This is a genomic window from Corynebacterium sp. ACRPF (assembly GCF_022347395.1).
Taxonomy (GTDB): Bacteria; Actinomycetota; Actinomycetes; order Mycobacteriales; family Mycobacteriaceae; genus Corynebacterium; species Corynebacterium tuberculostearicum_D.
Genome location: NZ_JAKRNB010000003.1, coordinates 100,742 through 121,029, shown reverse-complemented (window position 1 = coordinate 121,029; position 20,288 = coordinate 100,742). Strand labels below are relative to the sequence as shown.

Below are 20,288 nucleotides of genomic sequence, written 5' to 3'. Positions count from 1 at the left end.
GAGTGGAAGGATAGGAAGCCAATGATTGCTGCACTGCGTGGAGAGGTAATCCATATTGGACTCGACCATGGGGTTATCGACTGTGCAGGTGTGGGGTACAAATTTCTAGCTACCCCAAAAACTCTGGGCACCTTGCGTCGCGGGGAACAGGCTACGGTTCTGACTAACTTAGTGGTCAAAGAAGATTCTCTGACTCTCTATGGCTTTAGCGCTGATGAAGACCGCGAGATGTTCCACGTGCTGCAATCCGTGTCCGGCCTAGGGCCTAAACTTGCCTTGGCGGCGCTGTCGGTCATGGGGGCAGGGGAGCTTGCTGCGGCAATTGGCGCGGAAGATGTGAAGGCGCTGCAGTCTATCCCGGGCGTCGGCAAGCGGATGGCCCAACGCTTGGCGCTGGAGCTGAAAGATAAGGTAGCGGCCTTTGCGCCAAGCGAGCCCGCCGCCGCAGGCTCCGTTGATACCGCCGTCGCGCCGGCCGGTGGTGCCGAGGTAGAAAGCGTGACTGAGGCACTCATTGGCCTTGGGTTTACCGATAAGGGAGCGCGTCCCGTAGTGGAATCCGCTTACGCGGACAACCCCGATGCCGATACGTCCTCTCTCTTGCGCGCGGCGCTGGCGCAGCTGGGCAAGAAGAAATAACCGGCAGGAAGGCTGAAAAATATGTCCGATATTGAGCGCACCGAGTTCAATCTCCCTGAGGGCGTCGACGCGGCGCACGCCTCCCAGCGCAATAGCGATGTGGATGCCACCGCACACTCCGAGGAGCATGATATTGAACGCTCCTTGCGTCCAAAGTCGCTCGAGGAATTTATCGGCCAACCCAAGGTGCGCGAGCAGCTCTCCCTTGTGCTTAAGGGGGCAAAGAACCGTGGGGTGACGCCCGACCACGTTTTGCTTTCAGGGCCGCCGGGCCTGGGCAAGACCACTATGGCGATGATTATTTCCCAGGAGCTGGGCACTTCGCTGCGTATGACTTCTGGGCCCGCTTTGGAGCGCGCCGGTGATTTGGCCGCAATGCTTTCCAACCTGATGGAAGGCGATGTCCTGTTCATCGATGAGATCCACCGCATTGCCCGGCCAGCAGAAGAAATGCTGTACATGGCAATGGAGGACTTCCGCATTGACGTCATTGTGGGCAAGGGGCCTGGTGCTACTTCTATTCCGCTAGAGATCCCGCCTTTTACCTTGGTCGGCGCGACTACGCGCGCCGGCATGCTCACCGGCCCATTGCGCGACCGCTTCGGTTTCACCGCGCAGATGGAGTACTACGACACGGCTGATCTCACCCAAGTGATCAAGCGCGCCGCCCACATCTTGGACGTGGAAATTGACCACGATGCGGCGGTAGAAATTGGCTCTCGGTCGCGCGGAACCCCGCGTATTGCTAACCGTTTGCTGCGCCGCGTTCGAGACTATGCCGAGGTCAATGGCACCGGCCTGATTGATCTCAGTGCGGCCCAAGGAGCGCTCGAAGTCTTTGACGTAGATGACATGGGACTTGACCGCCTCGACCGGGCGGTGCTCAATGCCTTGATTAAGGGGCACGGCGGCGGACCGGTTGGCGTGAGCACACTGGCCATCGCAGTGGGCGAGGAGCCCTCGACGGTGGAGGAGGTGTGTGAGCCTTACCTGGTGCGTGCCGGGATGGTTGCGCGCACTGGACGCGGCCGCGTAGCTACCGCTGCAGCATGGCGGCACCTGGGGCTTACCCCGCCGGAGGGCGCGGCCGGGCTGTTTTAATTCAGGGGCTAGCCTGCTTGGCGATGCCCCCTTGGGGTTTCTGTGCACACCGCCGTCTGGCACACTAGGGTGCTATGGAAATCATCATTCTCATCATTATTGGCATCCTCTTCGTCGTTCCCTCGTTTATGGCCATGCGAAAGCAGCGCCAGCGCCAAAATGAGATGCAGGCCCTCCAGAATTCCCTGCAGCCGGGCGACGCCATCGTTACGGCAGGCGGCGCGCACGGCGTGGTGCGCAGCACTGGCGACAAGGATGTGGATCTAGAAATCGCCCCTGGTGTGGTGGTGACTTTTGACAAGATGGCCGTGATTCGCACCGAACAAGAGGCCAATGACCTGGCGCGTCCCGCTGCTGGGGAAGAGAAGAACGATGCGGCAGATAACCTGCCAGATGAGAAATATCCTCCGTTTGACGGCCAGGAGAAGAAATAGCCGGCTATCTCCTAAGAGTTGCCTTAACGTTTGCTAGATAGGTGGGGCCTTCGCGGAGCGTAGACCCCATCACACTTTGAGTCTTTTCCGGACCTCGTTAAGGAAAACTCAGCCTGATGACGTACGATTGTGCGTTGTTGACGTGCCTGCGCCATGTGGCGGGGCCGTATTTAATGTTTAAACACCCTGTTATAAGCAGCACAGGAGATTATCGTTGTCCGCAAAAACCCGTGGCGCTATGAAAAATAGCAAACGCCAATGGCCGAAGCGCGCGCTCGCGCTCTTCGTGCTCATTGTGGTTGTTATCTATGCGCTTATCTTTTTAACTGGTAGCCGTCAAAGCACCCCAAAGCTTGGCATCGACTTGCAGGGCGGTACCCGCGTAACGCTGGCGCCGCAAGGCGAGGAACCCACCCAAGACCAGCTCAAGCAAGCACGCAACATTTTGGAACAGCGTGTTAACGGCATGGGTGTTTCTGGTTCTGAGGTTGTCATCAACGGCAATACCCTGGTCATTACCGTGCCAGGTGAAGACGCCTCCCAGGCACAGGCCGTGGGCCAGACCTCGCAGCTGTTCTTCCGTCCGGTGGCTAAGCCCTCCATGCCGGATATGGAAAAGCTCAATAAGGTGCTGGAAGATATGGCCAATCGCTGGGTGAAGTACGACGTACTCAGCGCAGACGAGGCCAATAAGCAGATGGAACAGATGACCCAGTCCATCGCTCAGCAAGAAGCACAGATGACTGGCAAGGAGCCAAAGAAACAGAAGGCTCCTAAGGTCAGCGCCAAGCCGCTTGAGGAGCCAAGCAACTCCATTGAGCAGACTAAGCGCCGTGATGAAGTCACGGAGATGCTCCTGAAGGACCGTCAGTCCGAGGACCCGACCACCCAGGCAGCAGCCTCCGCGCTGATGACCTGCCAGGGCAGCAGCGACCCACTGGCCGGCGCCGATGATCCTGCCAAGCCATTTGTTACTTGTGACTACTCCAACGGCAATCCGTACGTTCTGGAGCCAGCACCGCTTCTCAATGGCATCAAGGACGAAAACGGCACCCGCCTCACCGGTAACGAGATCGATACCAATTCTCCGATCGAAGGCGGCCTGAACGGTCAATCCGGTCAGATGGAGATCAACTTCTCCTTCAAGACTGGTGATGGCCCGAACGGTTCTCAGACCTGGGCGGACCTGACCCAGGAACACTTAAAGGACCAGGTAGCCATCACCCTTGACTCTGGGGTTATTTCCGCACCGTTCATTCAGGGCGCAACCCCAGTTGGTTCTGCTACCTCCATTACTGGTGACTTTAGCCAGGAAGAGGCACAGAGCCTGGCAAATAACCTAAAGTATGGCGCACTGCCGTTGTCCTTCGCCGGTGAAAATGGCGAGCCGGGTGGCACCGTAGAGTCCATTCCGCCAACACTGGGTAAGGCTGCTCTGCAGGCCGGCCTCATTGCAGGCCTTGTTGGCCTGGTACTCGTGATGGCGTACTCGCTGTACTACTTCCGCGCGCTGGCCGGCGTATCCCTTATCTTCCTCATTGCCTCTGGCCTCCTGACCTATGGCTCCCTGGTTCTGCTGGGCCGCTGGATCGGTTACTCGCTGGACCTTTCCGGCATCGCCGGTCTGGTCATCGGTGTGGGCGCAACCGCTGACTCCTTCGTGGTCTACTACGAGCGCATCAAGGACGAGCTCCTCGAGGGACGCACCTTCCGCTCCGCTACGCAAAAGGCGTGGGAGCGCGCTCGTGCCACCATTGTGACCGGTAACGCGGTGACCCTGATTGGCTCTGTTGTGGTCTACTTCCTCGCCATCGGTGAGGTGAAGGGCTTCGCCTTTACCATGGGCCTGACCACCGTCTTCGACCTGATCGTATCCTTCTTGGTCATGGCGCCGCTGATGCAGATGGTCGGCCGACGTCCGGCTGCCGCTAAACCTTCGATGAATGGCCTCGGCGGTATCTACGCACTGGTGGAAGAGCGCCGTGAACGCGGCTACTTTGGCTCGGGACGTCGTCAAGCGAACGCTGCTGAATCCGCGAGTGCAAAGGAGCCAGCCACCAAGGAAACGGCAGGAGATTCTACCGCAGGAACCGCACGTCCCGTAGATGCTGCGGAAGATGAGGAGAAATAAGCATGGCTGTTTCGACTAAGCACAAGATTTCCCGGATGGACCGCCTCTACGAGGACGAGCGCGGTTATGACTTCATTGGCCGCACCAAGCTGTGGTACGGCATCACTGCAGCACTAATCGTGGCAGCAGTGGCCGCGATCCTCATTCGTGGTTTCTCGCTCTCGATTGACTTCGAAGGTGGCACCACGTTGTCGATGCCGGCAGGCGACCTCAAGGAAGATGAGGTAAGCCAGGTCTTCGAAGACTCCACCGGTGTAGAACCCGAGCAGGTTCACATTGTGGGCGCTGGCGATTCCGAGACCTTGGAAATCGTTTCTGAGCGCTTGAGCCAAGAGGACGTGAATGCGGCCCGCGCGGCTATCTATGACAACTTCCAGCCGAAGGATGAAAACGGCAAGGCCACCCCGGATGCCATTGGCTCGTCCACGGTTTCCGAATCTTGGGGTTCTTCTATTACCCAGCGCATGCTCATTGCCATGCTGGTCTTCCTGGTAGCCGCGACCGTCTACGTGGCCATTCGCTTGCAGAAGACCATGGCTTTTGCCGCAATTATCGCGCTGATTGCAGACGGCGTGATCATCGCCGGTATTTACGCCCTGTTTGGCTTCGAAGTTTCCCCGGCCGTCATCATTGGTCTGCTTACCGTCCTGACCTTCTCCATGTATGACTCGGTCATCGTCTTTGACAAGATCAACGAGAACACGGAAGGCCTCGAGGGCCAGCGCAAGAAGACATTTGCTGAGCTGACAAACTTGGCTATTAACCAGACGGTCATGCGCTCGATTTCTACCTCGGTGATTTCTGCGCTGCCTATCATCGCACTCTTCGTGGTGGCCGTGTGGCTCATGGGTATCGGTACTCTCCGCGATCTGGCGCTCATTCAGCTCATCGGCGTGGTCGAGGGCATTTTCTCCTCCATCTTCTTCGCTACGCCGCTGGTCGTGACCCTCGCCAACATGTCCAAGAAGATCAAGCGTCACAACAAGCGGGTCGCGGACTACCGCGCTGGCGAGGACGAGAATGCCGAGGCTGAATCTGGCGCAGCTACCGCCGATCGCACCGTGGTCTCACCGGTGAGCGCAAAGGCCGCCCCGGCTGAGAACGACGATAATCCGTCCGAGTCCACTGGGCACCCTGGCGCAACCTGGCGCCCGGGCCGGTAACCTCCGGTAGTAAGATTTTGGCGGAATTGTAGCTGAAGTGAGGGCAAATAACGGTGCTTAAATCAAAGAGCAGTTCTAGCGAACGTCACTGGGGAAGGAAGGCCATTGCCTCGTGCGTTTCAGCTCTAGCTCTAGCTGCTTCTGCCTGTAGCGGGCAGGGCGGCGAAGAGGACTCGCCTAGTGTTCCCCAGGAGCCAGAATCCTATGGATACTTTGGCTACCAGGTAAATTCCCGCTTGGCCACCGCTAATGCTGGCACCTCCTTTGGTGATGCTACCTCCGCCGGTTTGTTGTCTACGCGGCTTTATCCAGGCCTTTTTGTGCCCGGCCCTTCTGGCGAATTAATTCCCAATGCGGATCTGGTTGAAACTGAAGAGCTTCCGCCCGTTGCCGGCAGCGACCAGCGCAGCGTCCAGCTCACTTTGGAGGAGGATGCCGTCTTTTCCGATGGCACCCCCGTTACCTGTGACGACTACTTTTTGGCGTATGTGGCCGGTACTCATCCAGCTGAATTTGCCTCCCATATGCCGTTGATGAATGACATTGCGGATTTTAGCTGTGAGCCCCAAAGCAAAACGTTCACCCTGACTTTTAACAAGGATCAGGGGCAGCGCTGGCGCCACATGTTTGGCGCCGGCACGGTCATGCCGGCCCATGCGCTGGCCAAGAAGTCCGAGTTGAGCATTGAGGAACTCAACGCCGCCCTGACAGTAGAAGACATGCAGGCGCTTGCGCCGGTTGCTAAGGAATGGCGCTATGGCTTCTCCGTGGCCAAGGATCAACTAGATCCCGAGCTGCAGGTCTCCTTTGGACCCTATGTCATTGACAAGGTAGGCGACGAAGGGGAGATCATTCTCAAAGCAAACGAAAAGTACTTCGGAGACGCCCCAGCCGAGGAGCATGTTGTGGTCTGGCCTTCGGAGGCTGATGCACAGAAGCTCGCAGATAAAGGCGCGTTGCGCGTAGTCGATGCCGCAAGCGAAAATCCTGACTGGCTGGACAGCACGAAGGATGAGGCAGGGGAGTCCCCCTACGAGGTCACTCCAATGGTCGGCGAGCTAACGGATACGCTCACGCTATCTGAAGCTGGAGTATTCGCGGAGCCGTGGGCGCGCGAGAGCTTCGCGGCCTGCGTCGATCAGCAGGCGGTTGCGCAAGCAAGCTCTGCGGCCTCCGGTGTGGAGGTGCCACCGGCTTACCTGCGTACCGTTTCCGCGACCAACCCAGTTGCCGGCAGCCTAGAAAAGGTGGGGAAGGATCACCAGGGCACCGATTTAGCCAAGGCCGGCGATCTCAACGGGACCACTATCAAGGTGGGCTACTTGGGGCCAGACAAACGCTACGCTGCCATGGTGGAACAACTTCGTGCATCCTGTGAGCCGGCCGGTATCACCATCGAGGACGCGTCTGCGGAGTTCATGTCCCAGCACTACTTGGAAATGGATCCGGAAACCTGGGCGCCTACCGTCGATGCCTTTCTCGGCCCAGTCGATCCCCAGACGGAGTATTCCACTGTGGAGTCGAGCATGAAGAACTCTGCGGAGCTGAAGAAGACAGAAGAGGCTCTGTGGAAGGATGTTCCATCCATTCCTCTCTCAGCGCAGCCGCGGGTCTTCCTCGTCCGCCGCGACGTGGAAGGTGTCCTGCCGTACACTGGCGTCTCGGGCATCGGTTGGAATATGGATCGCTGGCACAGTACCGCCCCAACGGACAAGGAATAGGCCCCTCATAGCGGGCGATTACGACCTCTCGCAAATATTTCTCAAGGAAGATTATGAGTTCGCACTACGAATCAGCAGCACAAGCACTCAAGGACAAGGTTCGCCTCGTTCAAGACTTCCCCGAGGAGGGCATCCTCTTTGAGGACCTCACCCCGGTCTTGGCGGATCCAGAGGCATTTCGCACCGTAGTGGACGGCTTGGCGGCCGCCTGCGAGGAATTGGGCGCAGATATGATTGGCGGCCTCGACGCCCGTGGATTCCTCCTCGGCTCGGCCGTCGCCTACAAGTTGGGCCTAGGCATCTTGGCCATCCGCAAGAAGGGCAAGCTTCCCCCACCGGTATATACCGAAGAATATGAGCTGGAGTATGGCTCCGCGGCGCTGGAGATTCCAGCCAGCGGCGTTGACATCAAGGGCAAGCGCGTGGTGCTTGTCGACGACGTCCTGGCCACCGGTGGCACCCTCCACGGTGCCAAGCTTTTGCTTGAGTCAGCAGGTGCCGAAGTCGCTGGCAATGTGGTGGTGCTGGAAGTCAAGGGGCTCAACGGTCGTGAGCGTTTATCCGGCCCACCGCTCATTGTGTTGAATGCCACAGACTAGGATGGGATGCCTAAGCTAGATCGAACGATCTAGTTGGACATGAGGCCACAAGGCCCGTGGCACTGTGAAGGGCGGTAGATTTGGCCATGGACAAACCCGTAAAGCGCCAGTCCGGCGGCGGAATGCGCAGCATGTCGGCTCGCCTAGCTCGTTCGCTTACCGGCGGCCGAGTGAAGGTAAATCCGGTGCTGGACCCGTTGATGTCCATCCACCGCAAGTTTCACCCCAAGGCCGATGCTGATCTACTCAATCGCGCCTATGACACCGCGGAGAGGCTCCATGAGGGTGTCTTTCGCAAATCCGGAGAACCGTATATCACCCACCCGCTCGCCGTGGCGACGATCGCGGCGGAGATCGGTATGGACACCACCACTATCGTCGCAGCACTGTTGCACGACACCGTGGAGGATACTGACTACTCCCTAGAGGACCTCACCCGAGACTTCGGTCCGGAGGTGGCTCGCTTGGTCGATGGCGTGACCAAGCTGGACAAGGTGGCACTGGGCTCGGCCGCAGAGGCCGAGACCATTCGTAAAATGATTGTCGCCATGGCCACCGACCCCCGAGTCCTGGTCATCAAGGTCAGCGACCGCCTGCACAATATGCGTACCATGCGCTTCCTCCCGCCCGAAAAGCAGGCTAAGAAGGCGCGGCAGACCCTCGAGGTGATTGCTCCGCTAGCTCACCGCCTCGGCATGGCCAGCGTGAAGTGGGAGTTGGAAGACCTGTCCTTTGCCATCTTGTATCCGAAGAAGTACGACGAGATCGTACGGATGGTGGCAGATCGTGCCCCCTCGCGCGATCGCGCGCTGAAAGAGATCATTAGCCAGGTCAGCGGGGCGCTGAAGGAAAACGGCATTGAAGCCGAGGTTATGGGCCGACCAAAGCATTACTGGTCCATTTACCAAAAGATGATTGTGCGCGGCCGCGACTTCGCGGAGATCTTCGACCTCGTAGGAATCCGCATCTTGGTCGAGGACGTCAATAACTGTTATGCCGCGATCGGCGTGGTCCACTCGATCTACCAGGCATTGCCGGGGCGCTTTAAGGACTATATTTCCTCGCCGCGATTCGGCGTGTATCAGTCGCTGCACACCACGGTGCTGGCAAATGGCGGCGCTACCTTGGAAGTCCAGGTACGTACCCACGAGATGCACTACAACGCCGAGTTCGGTGTGGCTGCTCACTGGCGCTACAAAGAAACCAAGGGCAAGAACTCGGGCCACCAGGAAGAAGTAGACCAGATGGCGTGGATGCGCCAACTTCTGGACTGGCAGAAGGAAGCCGCCGATCCCAATGAGTTCCTCGACTCGCTGCGCTACGACCTGACCGCCAAGCAAATCTTCGCCTTTACCCCGAAGGGCGATGTGGTAAACCTGCCTGCCGGTTCTACACCGGTGGACTTTGCCTACGCAGTACATACTGAGGTGGGGCACAGGTGTATCGGTGCCAAGGTCAATGGCAAGCTCGTCGCGCTCGAATCGAAGCTAAAGTCCGGCGACAAGGTGGAAATCTTTACCTCAAAGGATCCCAACGCCGGTCCGTCCCGCGATTGGCAAGACTTCCTCGTGTCTGCTCGAGCCAAGACCAAGGTGCGGCAGTGGTTTGCTAAGGAACGCCGCGAAGAACACTTGGAAGCCGGCCGCGATGCCCTGGCTACCGAGGTCCAACGTGGTGGCTTGCCCATGCACCGCCTCTTTACTGCCAGCTCCATGAAGCAGGTAGCGGAGCAGCTGCACTATACCGACGTCGATTCGCTGTATACCGCCATCGGCGCGGGCCACGTATCTGCTCAACACGTGGCCAACCAATTGGTTGCCATGTTCGGCGACCAAGACGATGCCATTGACACCCTGGCCTCGCGCACGCCACTGTCTGAGATTGAGCACTCCCGCGCCCAACACACTGAAGACTCGGCATCGGGCACTGGCATCTTGGTGGAAGGCAGCCCCGATGTGATGGCAAAGCTTGCCAAGTGTTGCCAGCCCGTGCCGGGCGACGCCATTTTCGGTTTCGTTACCCGCGGTGGGGGAGTCTCCGTGCACCGAGCCGACTGCACTAATGCGGAAAAGCTCAAGGCAGAACCAGAGCGCATGTTGGAGGTGGCCTGGTCTTCTGGTACCTCCGCAACGGGCGCTTTCTCGGCGACGCTGCAATTGGAAGCCCTCGACCGTCAGGGCCTCCTTTCAGAGCTCACTCGGGTAATGAGCGATGAGAACATCAACGTTTTGACCATGAACTCTAATCGTGGCGATGACCATATTGCGACGGTAAGGTTCACATTCTCCGTTTCGGATACCAAGCAATTGGGAACCTTGATGACCACACTGCGCAATACCGAAGGCGTCTTTGACGTTTACCGCGTAACCGCCTAAGGCGCTGTGCCCCACCCTCAAGGAGGGGCGGGGCAAGCAACGCAAAGGCATCGGGGAGGTTACCTGTATGTGAATTCTTGACTGCTGCAAGGTAAAACTCCAGCAAGCAAGCTTAAATTCTCCTGCCAAGTAGTTAGCGAAGCGATATAAATTATCCTGTCGCTTTCTACTATCTAGGAGTACTTCAATGCAGTTCCGTCGCATCGGCCAGCTTGTGGCCGCCACTACCGTTTCCGCTGTTGCTCTCTCCGGCGCGCAGGCGGTGGCACAGGAAAACAAGACCACCATCTCCGTCACCAATATCACCGATATTCACGGTCACTTGGAAGACAAGATTGGTGACCCAGCCAAGGCCGGCGATGAAATCGGCGTGGCTCGCTTGCAGTCCCTTATCAAGCAGGTAAATGAAGGACAGGAATTCAACCTGACCTCCTCGGGCGATAACGTGGGCGGCTCTGCCTTTGTCTCTGCAATTTCTGATGACAAGTACACCCTTGAAGCCCTCAACGAGATGGGTATGAAGGTGACTGCTGTAGGTAACCATGAGTTTGATAAGGGTACCGAAGACCTTACAGGGCGTATCGCTGATAGCTCTGATTACCCAATCTTGGGTGCCAACGTGTTCAAGGATGGGAAGCCTCTTCTGGAGGCTTCCCACGTCGAAGAAATTGATGGCGTAAAAGTCGGCTATGTTGGCACGGTAACGGAAAATACCAAGTATAAGGTGTCTGCTGCCAAGATCCCAGGGATCACTTTTACTAATCCAGCCGAGGCTACCAATAAGGAAGCTACTCGTTTGAAAGAATCTGGTGAGGCCGATGTTGTTGTTGCGCTCATGCACGAAGATGCCCAAGGCTTTGCAGAGGACTTTAACAAAGACGTCGACGTAGCTTTTGGCGGCGACACCCACGTTGCCACTAAGGGCGAAATTGAGCGCGAGGGCGCCTTGCCACTGCAGTGGGCACAGGGACACGAGTACGGCAAACTGCTCAACGACGTTGATATTACCTTTGATAAGACTGCTAAAAAGATTACCGACATCAGTTTGAAGCAGTACGACGCGACCGCTGCAGCAAAGGTTGAACCAGATGCTGAAATCGCAGCTATTGTAAAAAAGGCCCAGCAAGAGGCTGACATCGAGGGTGCCAAGACCGCCGGTACTGTGGAACGGGCCCTGTTCCGCGGATCTGATGAGAATGCTGATTCGGGTTCTAACCGTGGTGTCGAATCTACCCTCAATAACTTCATTGCTGACGGCCAGCGTTACGCCATGAGCAAGCAGGTAGGCGAGGACATCGAGATCGGTGTGATGAACGCTGGCGGTGTTCGTGCTGACTTGAAGGGCGGCGACGTTACCTACAAGGACATTTTTGAGGTACAGCCCTTTGGCAACTCTGTAATTACCGCCAAGATTTCCGGCGAGGAGTTCATTAATGCCTTGGAAAACCAGTGGCAGGAAGGCAGCCGACCACGCCTGGCCATGGGGCTTTCCAATAACGTCCAAGTAGTCTACGACCAGAAGGCCGACAAGGGCGAGCGCGTACAGTCTGTGACCATCAACGGCGAGAAAATCGATCCGAAGAAGGATTACTCCATTGCGCTGTCTTCCTTCCTTGCTTCCAGTGATGAAGAGGCAGGCGGCGACGGCTACTTCAACGCTGGTTCCATCAAGGACAAGAACGATGTGGGCTACATGGACACTCAGGCCATGATCGACTACATCAAGTCGGGTGAATCGGAGGTCCGCACGGGCCAGGGCCAGATTGGCGCCAACATCGAGGGGGACGTGAAGCCGGGCGAGGAAATCACGGTGAACCTGTCCAGCCTCAATTACTCCACCGACGGTGAGCCGATGGCCAAGAAGGCAACCGTCAAGTTGGGCGACGCTGAGCAGACCGTCGATATCGACAACGCTGCGCAAGAAGGCGATGCGCAATTCGGTGAGCGAGGTCGCGCAACGGTAAAGCTCACCGTTCCGGAGAACCTGAGCGGTACCCAGAACCTGGAAATCACCACCGACGCCGGCACTAAGGCAACTCTGCCTCTCGAGGTAAGCGGCGAGGGCTCCGGAGAGCCGGGAGCTAAGCCTGCGCCAAAGGGCTCTTCCTTGTCCTCCAACGGCTCTTCCGTGGGCGGCGCAGTATTCGCCATCGTTGCAGCACTGGTAGCTGGCGTTGCGGTTGTGGGCATGAACCCGCAGATTCTTCCTGCCCCAGCTCGCAAGATGATTGAGGACCTGCGCAAGCAGTTCCACATCTAAGACAGCACAGCACTAGGCGGAGCGGCTCTTCCTGAACGGGGGAGTGACGCTCCGCCTTTTCTGTACGTCTCGCGGCTGCCGGGTAACCTAAGCAGTCGTGGATACTCTAGAACTCTTCCTGCGCGAGATTACCTATCAACTGGGTATTGAATGGCACCGTATTCCCGTTGTCGTGCTGGCGACTTTGGGTATCTACTTGTCCTTCATGGTGCTGGTGAAACTATTTGGCTCTCGCGTTCTTACGTCCATGACGGCCTCAGATGCCATCATCATTATCATGTTTGGCGCGGTCGCAGGCCGCGTCATCGTGGGCAATCCACCGACACTTGCTGCCGGCGTCATCGGTCTGACTACGCTGATGGCACTCGAAGCTGCCTTCGGTACCATTCGCAAGGTAGTGAAGTGGACGCGCTTTCTAGACCGTCGTCCCATCCTCTTAGTCTTTAGTGGCGAGATGGTTGAAGATAACTTGGCGCTCGCACACATTACGGAGTCGGATATCTACTCGGCGGCCCGTAGGGCCGGCATTAGCCGCATGGAAGACGTTCAAATAATGATCCTGGAGCCTACAGGCCATATCTCCGTCATCAAGGTCGGTCAGGCCATCGACCTGGAGCTTTTCAGGGACCTCGTAGGGTCCGAATACATCGAAGACGCTAAAGACGCTTAGGACACACGCCAAAGCTAGGCAGGGAACGCAAAGCGCTTCCCTGCGCTCCCTTTGCTCAAGAGCACATGAAAAAGCCGCTGCATTCCACTAAGGGAAGCAGCGGCTTAAGAATCGCTATGAAGCGGTGACCTTACTTGTTGCCGAAAGGCAGGTCGAAGTACTTGTTAGCGAAAGCGAACAGGGTGCCCAGAGCGCCGATAACAGCGGTGACAACGCCGATCCAAGCCTTGATATCCTCTGCCTTCTCCTTGGAAGTACGGTCATCTTCCTTCTTCTTAGAGTCATCGGACTTGTCAGCTGCGTAGTTGGTGTCCTCGGAGGAGTTGAACAGTTCCTTAGCTACGCCGGCGACCTCGGAGGAAGAGCCGGAGGTGGTGTCCTCAGCGTTAGCGACGGTGGTGCCTGCGAAGGCGACGGACAGAGCGGTAGCGCCAGCAACGAGTGCCTTGCGGGAGAAAAGCTTCATTTTTTGATTCCTAACAAGCTTGGTGTGTTCAAAGACGTTTTAAATACTAGACAGGCTGACAGCCTTCCGCAACAGTATTGGCAGGTTTTAGTTGACTGGCTGAACTAACTGAAAGTCTGCTGTGTGCTGTGTGTTTACTACTGTGATTCTTGTGATCTGGGGGAATTTTAGTGTTCTCCTGTTTCTGCAGCTTAACCCTCAAAATAGAGCTCAGCTTAAATTAAGGAAAGGATAAGCCCCGGCGCATTCATCCACGGTATGTGTGGTCAATGGCCGGGGCTTTGTACCCGCCCCCGTTAGGGGGTGTGGTCCGGTGGGGCTAAGAGGGGGGCGTCGCCAAGCAGGGCTTTTCTGCCGCCTAAGCCTTGACGGTTGCCTTCTTAATCTTGACTTCCTTTGCCGGCTTGCCATCTGGCTGGCCGCCTTCGACGCCGTTCTTGGCAATCTTATCCATCGTCTTCATGCCCTTGTCGGTGATGGTGGCGAAGTAGGTGTAGTTAGGGGCCAGCTCAGAATCGTCGTAGTTGAGGAAGAACTGGGAACCATTGGTGTCTGGGCCGCTGTTGGCCATGGCGACGGAGCCGCGCGGGTAGACAACGGGGCTCTGTGCGTCCTTCTCCTCCACTTCGTCGGTGGGGTACTCATCAGCGAAGCTAAAGCCGGGGCCGCCGGAACCGGAACCGGTTGGGTCGCCGCACTGCAGTACGTTGATCCCGCTTGAGGTCATGCGGTGGCAAACGGTGTCGTCGTAGTAGCCCGACTTGGCCAGCTCAGAAATAGCATTGGTGGTACACGGCGCCTTGGCGCGGTCCATTTCCATCTCAATAGTGCCCTGGTTGGTTTCAAAGGAAACGGTGACGGTGCCCTTGGTGGAAATATCCTTGCCGTTGGGCTTCTTCGCGCCGTTGGACTCTTGCCCGTTGTCCTCGTACTTACAGGTCACGGTATCCGGCAGGGCCTTGGCCCGCTTGTCAGCGATGGGCTGCGCCTGTGGCGTTTCTTGCGAGGTCTCAGCTGCGGAAGACTCCTCAGCCTGTACGTTTTCATCGTCGCCTTCGCGGGTGGACAAGAAGTAGATGCCGCCGACGAGGGCGAGAATTACTACGAGGGAGGCGGCAACAACGCCTAGCGGGCGTGCCTTCTGCTTGCGTTCGCGGGATTTCAGCTCGCGCTCGAGCTTGCTCAGCGCCTCTTCGCCGCGCTTTTGATTATTTGGCACCGGGAGTCAACCTTTCTAGCGATTATCGGTGGCATGATTCAACCTGACTGAGTCTAGCGGTTCCCGACAGCTGAGAAAGCGTTGGCATGGAAAACTGAGCAAGTTAATAGCTCTAAAGCCCAATAATAAGTACGCTGGTTTCTATGGTTGAACCAGATTTTACCGATCCGCCAACGCCCACCGTTGGTGAACTTCCCCCAGTGGGAGACCCGCTGCCCGAGTTTGAACTCATCGGTACCGACCTGCGTCAGATTACCAATGAGACCTTTGCGGGCACGCGCCTTATTATTTCCATCTTGCCCTCTATTGAAACCCCTGCCTGTCAGGAGCAGCTGCGCCGTTTTCATGAGCAGGTTTCTCAGCTAGATAACACTAAGCTTCTCTCCGTTTCTCTCGATTTGCCCTTTACCCTCAAGCGCTTTTGCGCGGCTGACGGCATTGATGATGTCATCGCCGCCTCCGCATTTCGCTCTGACTTTGGTGAGAAGTTCGGCGTGACTGTGCGCGATTCCGTCTTGGAAGGCTTGCTTGCCCGCTCCGTGGTGGTGGCTGATGAAAACCACAAGGTCATCCACACTCAAATGGTTCCTGGCGTGGTCACCCAGCTTGATTATGACAAGGTCTGGGATATTTTGCGTTAAGCCGTTCGGCGCTGTCGGCCTCTACTCATCCTGAAAATGGGGGAGGCCGGCTCTTTTTTGTTTCGGGCAGCTAGGGTAGTGGGCATGGAAATCTACGGTTTTACTGCCGGTCCGTTTCAGACCAATACCTACGTGATTGCGGAAGGCCGCCGCGCCTTCATAGTGGACCCGGGCATGGATGCGATGGAAAAGGTCCTCGAGCATGACTTGGACTATGAGGCTATCGTGCTCACACACGGCCATATTGACCACACTCGGGATGCCGGGTCTTTGGCAGAAAAGCTCGACATCCCTGTTTATATCCACCCTGCTGACAGATTTATGCTCGACAGCGGTGAAGGAGTGTCGCCCCAGGCCCAAGAGCTTTTCGACGCCGCCCATATGACTCCCATCTCCGACCTCCGCGAGCTCCATGATGGCGAAACCCTGGAGCTTATCGGTCATACCTTTGCTCTCAAACACGCGCCCGGGCATTCGCCGGGATGCGTGATGATTGTTTCCGAAGAGTTTGCTCTCACCGGTGACGTGCTCTTCGCCGGGGCCATTGGACGCACCGACTTACCTCACTCGGACCCCAATGCCATGCAGAAGTCGCTTGCTGGCCCAGTGTGGAGTCTGCCCGATAACCTCGACATTCTGCCCGGCCACGGGCCTACCACCACGATGCGTAAGGAGAGGGCGACCAATCCCTTCTTCGCAACATTGAGGGAGGTACTGTAATACCCGTGAGTAAAAAGAAGCAGTTCCAAGCCCTGTCCGCCCCCAAAGGTGTCCCAGACTATTTCCCACCGCAGTCGGCCGCATTCTATAAGGTGCGCCAGACCATGGTGGAGCAGGCACATCTCTCCGGCTTCCAGCACATTGAGCTGCCCATTTTCGAAGACACCGCGCTTTTCGCCCGTGGCGTGGGCGAGTCCACCGACGTGGTGTCTAAGGAGATGTACACCTTTGCTGATCGCGGCGACCGTTCCGTTACTTTGCGCCCAGAGGGTACCGCTGGCGTGATGCGCTCGGTCATTGAGCACAACCTGGACCGCGGCCAGCTGCCCGTGAAGCTCAACTATTTTGGTCCGTTCTTCCGCTATGAGCGCCCCCAGGCTGGCCGCTACCGCCAGCTACAGCAGGTCGGTGTAGAGGCTATTGGCGTGGACGACCCTGCGCTAGACGCCGAGGTCATCGCCTTGGCGGATCGTTCCTTCCGCGCGCTGGGGCTTAGCGGCTTCCGCCTCGAGCTCACCAGCTTGGGCGATCGCAATTGCCGCCCGGCTTACCGCGAGAAGCTGCAGGAATTCCTCTTTAAGCTCGACTTGGATGAAGAGACCCGTCACCGTGCAGAGATCAACCCTTTGCGCGTGCTGGATGACAAGCGCCCGGAGATCCAGGAGCAGCTTGCCGACGCCCCCTTGATGCTCGACCACCTCAATGACGAATGCCGCGAGCACTTCGAAACTGTCACCGGCATGCTGGATGATATGGGCGTAGCCTACGAGATTAATCCGCGCATGGTCCGCGGCTTGGACTACTACACCAAGACCTGCTTCGAGTTCGTTCATGACGGACTCGGCGCGCAGTCCGGCATCGGTGGCGGTGGCCGCTACGACGGGCTGATGGCCCAGCTAGGCGGTCAAGACCTATCCGGTATCGGCTACGGTCTGGGTGTCGACCGCGCCCTGCTGGCGCTGGAGGCTGAGGGCATCACCCTCGAAGGCGTGGAGTCCCGCGTGGACGTCTTTGGCGTTGCACTGGGTAGCACCGCCAAGCGCACGATGACCACCCTGATCAATGATCTCCGCAAGGCTGGAATCTCTGCGGATATGTCCTTTGGAGACCGCGGCTTGAAGGGCGCGATGAAGGGCGCCGACCGCGCCGGTGCACGCTTCGCGCTGGTCTTGGGCGAGCAGGAGCTAGAAAATGGCACGGTTGCGCTCAAGGACCTTGCCGCCCATGAGCAGCACGACGTAAAGGTTTCTGACCTAGTGTCCGTACTTGCTCGGGAAATCAACGGCGAGGCCTAGATTTCTTTGGGCGGTGGGCATTGCGTTTAGGCGCGGTGCCCACTTTTTATGCCCGCTAGAAAGAGATCAATGATCTTTTCCTGAATATCCGGCTGGTAGGCCTCGATATCAACCTCGCGGGGTCGTGCCAGGCTCAACAGTCCCACAATGAATTCGAGGTGGGTGACGCCGGGGCCAATCTCGCCTTGCTCTTGGCCAAGCTCAATAAACCGTCGCCCGTTGCGCTCGAGGAGGTCGCGCTGGGCGGTTAACTCGGGGCTCAGAGAGTCCAAATCCTGAGGGACGAACGCAGGAATGAGGGTGTTCAGTCCCATGGTCAGGATATGAGTGGCGTAGGTCCGGACGTAGTCTTTCCCAGAGTGGGTGGAGTTCTCAAAGTCTGCGATGAGGCGCTGTTGAAACTTGGCAAAGGCATCACCCATATATTCCGCGCACGCGCGGATGAGGCTCGCGCGGTTGGGGAAATTGCGATAGACCGTGGCCACGCTCACCCCTGCCTGCGTAGCCACCTTTTCCAAAGCGACATCATCGCCGTGGGTACGAAAAAGCTGGCACGCCGCGGCAATAATGGCGGTGCGGCGGTGAAGGGCATCTGCGCGCATGGAATCCTTTTTAGCACTCCACCTGCGAAACGCTAAAGCCCATGGTCTTGGCCAATCCGCCCAGGGAGGTCTCCTTGTATTTGGAGAGCATATCGCGGCCGGTTTCAGCCATGGTTTGCACAGCATTGTCCAAGGTCACGTGGTGAGTGCCTTCGCCCATTTTGGCCATACGTGCGGCGTTGATGGACTTTACCGCGCCAATGGCATTGCGCTCGATGCACGGAATTTGCACCAATCCGCCCACTGGGTCGCAGGTAAGGCCCAAATTATGCTCCAAAGCGATTTCCGCGGCGTTTTCCACCTGCGCTGGGGCTGCACCCAGCAGCTCTGCCATTCCTGCGGCGGCCATAGCGGAGGCAGAACCCACTTCGCCTTGGCAGCCAACCTCGGCTCCGGAGATGGACGCGTTTTCCTTGATAATCATGCCGATGGCACCGGCGGTCAATAGGTACCGACGGGCAGTGGAACGGGTGAAGTCTGCACGGAAATCGCGCGCATAATGCAGTACTGCTGGAATGATGCCGCATGCACCGTTGGTAGGAGCAGTAATGACGCGGCCACCGGCAGCGTTTTGCTCATTAACCGCTAGGGCGTACAGGTTAACCCACTCCATGGCGGAGAAACCGCAGCTGGTGTCGTCCTGATTTTCTAGCAACTGGGCGTACATCTTCGGGGCACGGCGTGCCACACGCAGGCCACCTGGAAGAAGGCCCTTGGTGGAAATACCTTCGGTTACGCACTCACGCATGATGTCCCAGACCAAATCAAGGTGGCGCAAAACGTATTCCGCTCCGCCTTCATCGCGGTGCAAGGCCTCCTCGTTGGCAAGGACGAGCTCCCAAATTGCTTTGTCATGCGCCTCGCACAGGTTGAGCAATTCTTCGCCCGTGGTGAACTTATAGGGAACGGAATCATCTACCTGGGCGGCGGCTACGCCGGCGGGAACCTCATTGCTTTCGGCTACTTCCGCATCGAGCTCGGCGCGGGAGAGGATAAAACCGCCGCCCACAGAGAAGTACTCTTCCTTTTCTGCGAGGAGGTTGCCGCTGTCATCCCAGGCGCTAAAAATCATGCCATTCGGGTGCTGGGGCAGCGGTTCATTATCAAAGACAATCTCATAGTCCACCGTGCCCCGGGGGCCAGAAATAGTTCCCTCGCTGGGGATAAAGCCGCCTGCGTGAGGTTCGGCGTCGATAGGCACGCTTAGCGGATCCCAGCCGGCGAGCCCAAGGATGACGGCGCGATCGGAAGCGTGGCCACGGCCAGTGGCGGAAAGCGAGCCGCGCAACTCCGTATATACCTTAGCTGGGTGCTTCTCTAGGGAATCGAGGAATTGCTTAGCCGCGCGCATGGGCCCGACGGTGTGCGAAGAAGAAGGGCCAATGCCGATGGAGAAGATGTCCGTGACGCTAATTGTCATAGTTAAGCTGTGCCGAACCTTTCTGAAGGGATAGCTATCGGGTGCTTGCTGTGCCGCTATTTCGGTCAGAGCTGGACCCAAAGAGTAGAGGCAGATTTTATGTGACCAGGGTAGCGAAAGTCACACCTTCTATCAATCGCCGTCTATGCGTAGCACGGCTAGCGTTGTGGTTTATTTGCCGTACCCATTCAGGAGCTTGTCAAGGGGGATGAAGTTCTCCTTTGCTAGCCGGACGGTGGAGCGGCCTCCCAGTCCGGTCAGGTCACCGGCAATTCCGGCCACCCTGTCCCGCGGGGCAACTATTTGGTCAGCCAGCTGGATGGCAGAGCGCTCAATTCGGGCGGCAATGCGCTCTCCTTCCGGAGTGCCTAAGTCTTCTGTGGCCTGAAAAACACCCGTCGGCACGATGTTTGCGTGGAGTTGGTTAAATAGCGGGCGAAGTGCGTAGTCCAAAATGAGGGCGTGGCGCGAAGAACCGGCCGTAGCTGCGATGATGGTGGGAAGGTTGTCGAGGGCATGGGGCTCCAAGGTGTCAAAGAACATCTTGAAAAGGCCCGAATAGCTGCCTTGGAATACAGGGGTGACGGCGATGAGTCCATCGGCCTCGGCAACCTGCTGCTTGGCTCTAGCCAAAAGGGGTGTTTGCGCAGTCTGATCGGTCATGGCGGTAGCTAGTTCGAAGGCGAGATCGCGGACCTCAATGACGTCGATTTCGGCCCCTTCACCGCGCGCGGCGATTTTGGCCCGGGTGGCTTCAGCGAGCATGTCCGCCAACCTGCGAGAGGAAGACGGCTGGGAAAGACCAGCTGAGATAACGAGGAGGGAGCGCATA

General features: G+C 57.6%; 18 protein-coding genes. 13 read left to right on the top strand and 5 right to left on the bottom strand.

What is annotated here, in order from left to right:
• Window positions 1-21 precede the first annotated feature (21 nt).
• The 10 genes from ruvA (at window position 22) to MHX61_RS02275 (ending at window position 13,093) form a co-directional block, all read left to right on the top strand.
• Complete coding sequence (gene ruvA, locus MHX61_RS02320) at window positions 22-639, top strand: Holliday junction branch migration protein RuvA (RefSeq protein WP_239192125.1); 618 nt, start codon at window positions 22-24, stop codon at window positions 637-639.
• A 21-nt stretch (window positions 640-660) separates the two neighbouring features.
• The gene (gene ruvB / locus MHX61_RS02315) at window positions 661-1,740 is read left to right on the top strand and encodes a Holliday junction branch migration DNA helicase RuvB (RefSeq protein WP_204608830.1); all 1,080 of its coding nucleotides are present in this window, start codon (window positions 661-663) and stop codon (window positions 1,738-1,740) included.
• A 74-nt stretch (window positions 1,741-1,814) separates the two neighbouring features.
• Window positions 1,815-2,174 carry a preprotein translocase subunit YajC gene (yajC, locus tag MHX61_RS02310; protein ID WP_239192121.1) on the top strand — a complete coding sequence of 120 codons (360 nt, stop codon included), beginning with the start codon at window positions 1,815-1,817 and terminating at the stop codon, window positions 2,172-2,174.
• A 238-nt stretch (window positions 2,175-2,412) separates the two neighbouring features.
• The gene (gene secD, locus MHX61_RS02305; protein ID WP_239192118.1) at window positions 2,413-4,305 is read left to right on the top strand and encodes a protein translocase subunit SecD; all 1,893 of its coding nucleotides are present in this window, start codon (window positions 2,413-2,415) and stop codon (window positions 4,303-4,305) included.
• 2 nt (window positions 4,306-4,307) lie between these two features.
• Window positions 4,308-5,468 (top strand): protein translocase subunit SecF, encoded by a 1,161-nt coding sequence (secF, locus tag MHX61_RS02300; RefSeq protein ID WP_239192115.1) that lies wholly within the window; start codon window positions 4,308-4,310, stop codon window positions 5,466-5,468.
• 236 nt (window positions 5,469-5,704) lie between these two features.
• Window positions 5,705-7,189 (top strand): ABC transporter substrate-binding protein, encoded by a 1,485-nt coding sequence (locus tag MHX61_RS02295; protein ID WP_239192112.1) that lies wholly within the window; start codon window positions 5,705-5,707, stop codon window positions 7,187-7,189.
• A 53-nt stretch (window positions 7,190-7,242) separates the two neighbouring features.
• The gene (locus tag MHX61_RS02290) at window positions 7,243-7,788 is read left to right on the top strand and encodes an adenine phosphoribosyltransferase (protein WP_204608842.1); all 546 of its coding nucleotides are present in this window, start codon (window positions 7,243-7,245) and stop codon (window positions 7,786-7,788) included.
• A gap of 86 nt (window positions 7,789-7,874) precedes the next feature.
• On the top strand, window positions 7,875-10,163 hold the full coding sequence (locus MHX61_RS02285; RefSeq protein WP_239192109.1) for a bifunctional (p)ppGpp synthetase/guanosine-3',5'-bis(diphosphate) 3'-pyrophosphohydrolase: 2,289 nt from the start codon (window positions 7,875-7,877) through the stop codon (window positions 10,161-10,163).
• A gap of 187 nt (window positions 10,164-10,350) precedes the next feature.
• The gene (locus MHX61_RS02280) at window positions 10,351-12,423 is read left to right on the top strand and encodes a bifunctional UDP-sugar hydrolase/5'-nucleotidase (RefSeq protein ID WP_204608848.1); all 2,073 of its coding nucleotides are present in this window, start codon (window positions 10,351-10,353) and stop codon (window positions 12,421-12,423) included.
• A gap of 97 nt (window positions 12,424-12,520) precedes the next feature.
• Window positions 12,521-13,093, top strand: coding sequence for a YetF domain-containing protein (locus MHX61_RS02275; RefSeq protein ID WP_239192106.1), 573 nt, complete (start codon window positions 12,521-12,523; stop codon window positions 13,091-13,093).
• Between the two features lie 130 nt (window positions 13,094-13,223).
• Here the strand turns inward: MHX61_RS02275 and MHX61_RS02270 are convergent, their stop codons facing one another.
• Together MHX61_RS02270 and MHX61_RS02265 are read right to left on the bottom strand one after the other, a co-directional pair.
• A complete protein-coding gene (locus tag MHX61_RS02270) occupies window positions 13,224-13,559 on the bottom strand; it encodes a hypothetical protein (RefSeq protein ID WP_239192103.1) in 336 nt (111 codons plus the stop codon).
• Window positions 13,560-13,917: 358 nt separating this feature from the next.
• Window positions 13,918-14,778, bottom strand: coding sequence for a peptidylprolyl isomerase (locus MHX61_RS02265; protein WP_239192100.1), 861 nt, complete (start codon window positions 14,776-14,778; stop codon window positions 13,918-13,920).
• Between the two features lie 143 nt (window positions 14,779-14,921).
• On the opposite strand from MHX61_RS02265, the gene tpx reads away from it, so the two are divergent.
• From tpx to hisS, 3 genes are all read left to right on the top strand, one after another.
• Window positions 14,922-15,419 (top strand): thiol peroxidase, encoded by a 498-nt coding sequence (gene tpx, locus MHX61_RS02260; protein ID WP_204608856.1) that lies wholly within the window; start codon window positions 14,922-14,924, stop codon window positions 15,417-15,419.
• A gap of 84 nt (window positions 15,420-15,503) precedes the next feature.
• Window positions 15,504-16,139 carry an MBL fold metallo-hydrolase gene (locus MHX61_RS02255; protein ID WP_239192098.1) on the top strand — a complete coding sequence of 212 codons (636 nt, stop codon included), beginning with the start codon at window positions 15,504-15,506 and terminating at the stop codon, window positions 16,137-16,139.
• A 5-nt stretch (window positions 16,140-16,144) separates the two neighbouring features.
• Complete coding sequence (gene hisS / locus MHX61_RS02250; RefSeq protein ID WP_204608860.1) at window positions 16,145-17,434, top strand: histidine--tRNA ligase; 1,290 nt, start codon at window positions 16,145-16,147, stop codon at window positions 17,432-17,434.
• A gap of 26 nt (window positions 17,435-17,460) precedes the next feature.
• On the opposite strand, the gene MHX61_RS02245 is transcribed toward hisS, so the two are convergent.
• The 3 genes from MHX61_RS02245 to MHX61_RS02235 all read right to left on the bottom strand — a co-directional run bounded on the left by MHX61_RS02245 (window position 17,461) and on the right by MHX61_RS02235 (window position 20,287).
• A complete protein-coding gene (locus MHX61_RS02245; RefSeq protein ID WP_239192095.1) occupies window positions 17,461-18,036 on the bottom strand; it encodes a TetR/AcrR family transcriptional regulator in 576 nt (191 codons plus the stop codon).
• Window positions 18,037-18,046: 10 nt separating this feature from the next.
• Window positions 18,047-19,456, bottom strand: a complete 1,410-nt coding sequence (locus tag MHX61_RS02240; protein ID WP_204608865.1) for an L-serine ammonia-lyase — start codon at window positions 19,454-19,456, stop codon at window positions 18,047-18,049.
• A 171-nt stretch (window positions 19,457-19,627) separates the two neighbouring features.
• A complete protein-coding gene (locus MHX61_RS02235; RefSeq protein WP_239192092.1) occupies window positions 19,628-20,287 on the bottom strand; it encodes an FMN reductase in 660 nt (219 codons plus the stop codon).
• Between the last annotated feature and the right edge of the window lies 1 nt (window position 20,288).

What these genes read in the sequence shown, in the direction of transcription:
- MHX61_RS02285 (WP_239192109.1), top strand. Translation starts at nt 7,875, where the DNA reads ATGGACAAACCCGTAAAGCGCCAGTCCGGCGGCGGAATGCGCAGCATG.
- ruvA (WP_239192125.1), top strand. Translation starts at nt 22, where the DNA reads ATGATTGCTGCACTGCGTGGAGAGGTAATCCATATTGGACTCGACCAT.
- secD (WP_239192118.1), top strand. Translation starts at nt 2,413, where the DNA reads ATGAAAAATAGCAAACGCCAATGGCCGAAGCGCGCGCTCGCGCTCTTC.
- MHX61_RS02240 (WP_204608865.1), bottom strand. Translation starts at nt 19,456, where the DNA reads ATGACAATTAGCGTCACGGACATCTTCTCCATCGGCATTGGCCCTTCT.
- MHX61_RS02290 (WP_204608842.1), top strand. Translation starts at nt 7,243, where the DNA reads ATGAGTTCGCACTACGAATCAGCAGCACAAGCACTCAAGGACAAGGTT.
- MHX61_RS02235 (WP_239192092.1), bottom strand. Translation starts at nt 20,287, where the DNA reads ATGCGCTCCCTCCTCGTTATCTCAGCTGGTCTTTCCCAGCCGTCTTCC.
- MHX61_RS02270 (WP_239192103.1), bottom strand. Translation starts at nt 13,559, where the DNA reads ATGAAGCTTTTCTCCCGCAAGGCACTCGTTGCTGGCGCTACCGCTCTG.
- secF (WP_239192115.1), top strand. Translation starts at nt 4,308, where the DNA reads ATGGCTGTTTCGACTAAGCACAAGATTTCCCGGATGGACCGCCTCTAC.
- yajC (WP_239192121.1), top strand. Translation starts at nt 1,815, where the DNA reads ATGGAAATCATCATTCTCATCATTATTGGCATCCTCTTCGTCGTTCCC.
- tpx (WP_204608856.1), top strand. Translation starts at nt 14,922, where the DNA reads ATGGTTGAACCAGATTTTACCGATCCGCCAACGCCCACCGTTGGTGAA.
- ruvB (WP_204608830.1), top strand. Translation starts at nt 661, where the DNA reads ATGTCCGATATTGAGCGCACCGAGTTCAATCTCCCTGAGGGCGTCGAC.
- MHX61_RS02255 (WP_239192098.1), top strand. Translation starts at nt 15,504, where the DNA reads ATGGAAATCTACGGTTTTACTGCCGGTCCGTTTCAGACCAATACCTAC.
- MHX61_RS02245 (WP_239192095.1), bottom strand. Translation starts at nt 18,036, where the DNA reads ATGCGCGCAGATGCCCTTCACCGCCGCACCGCCATTATTGCCGCGGCG.
- MHX61_RS02280 (WP_204608848.1), top strand. Translation starts at nt 10,351, where the DNA reads ATGCAGTTCCGTCGCATCGGCCAGCTTGTGGCCGCCACTACCGTTTCC.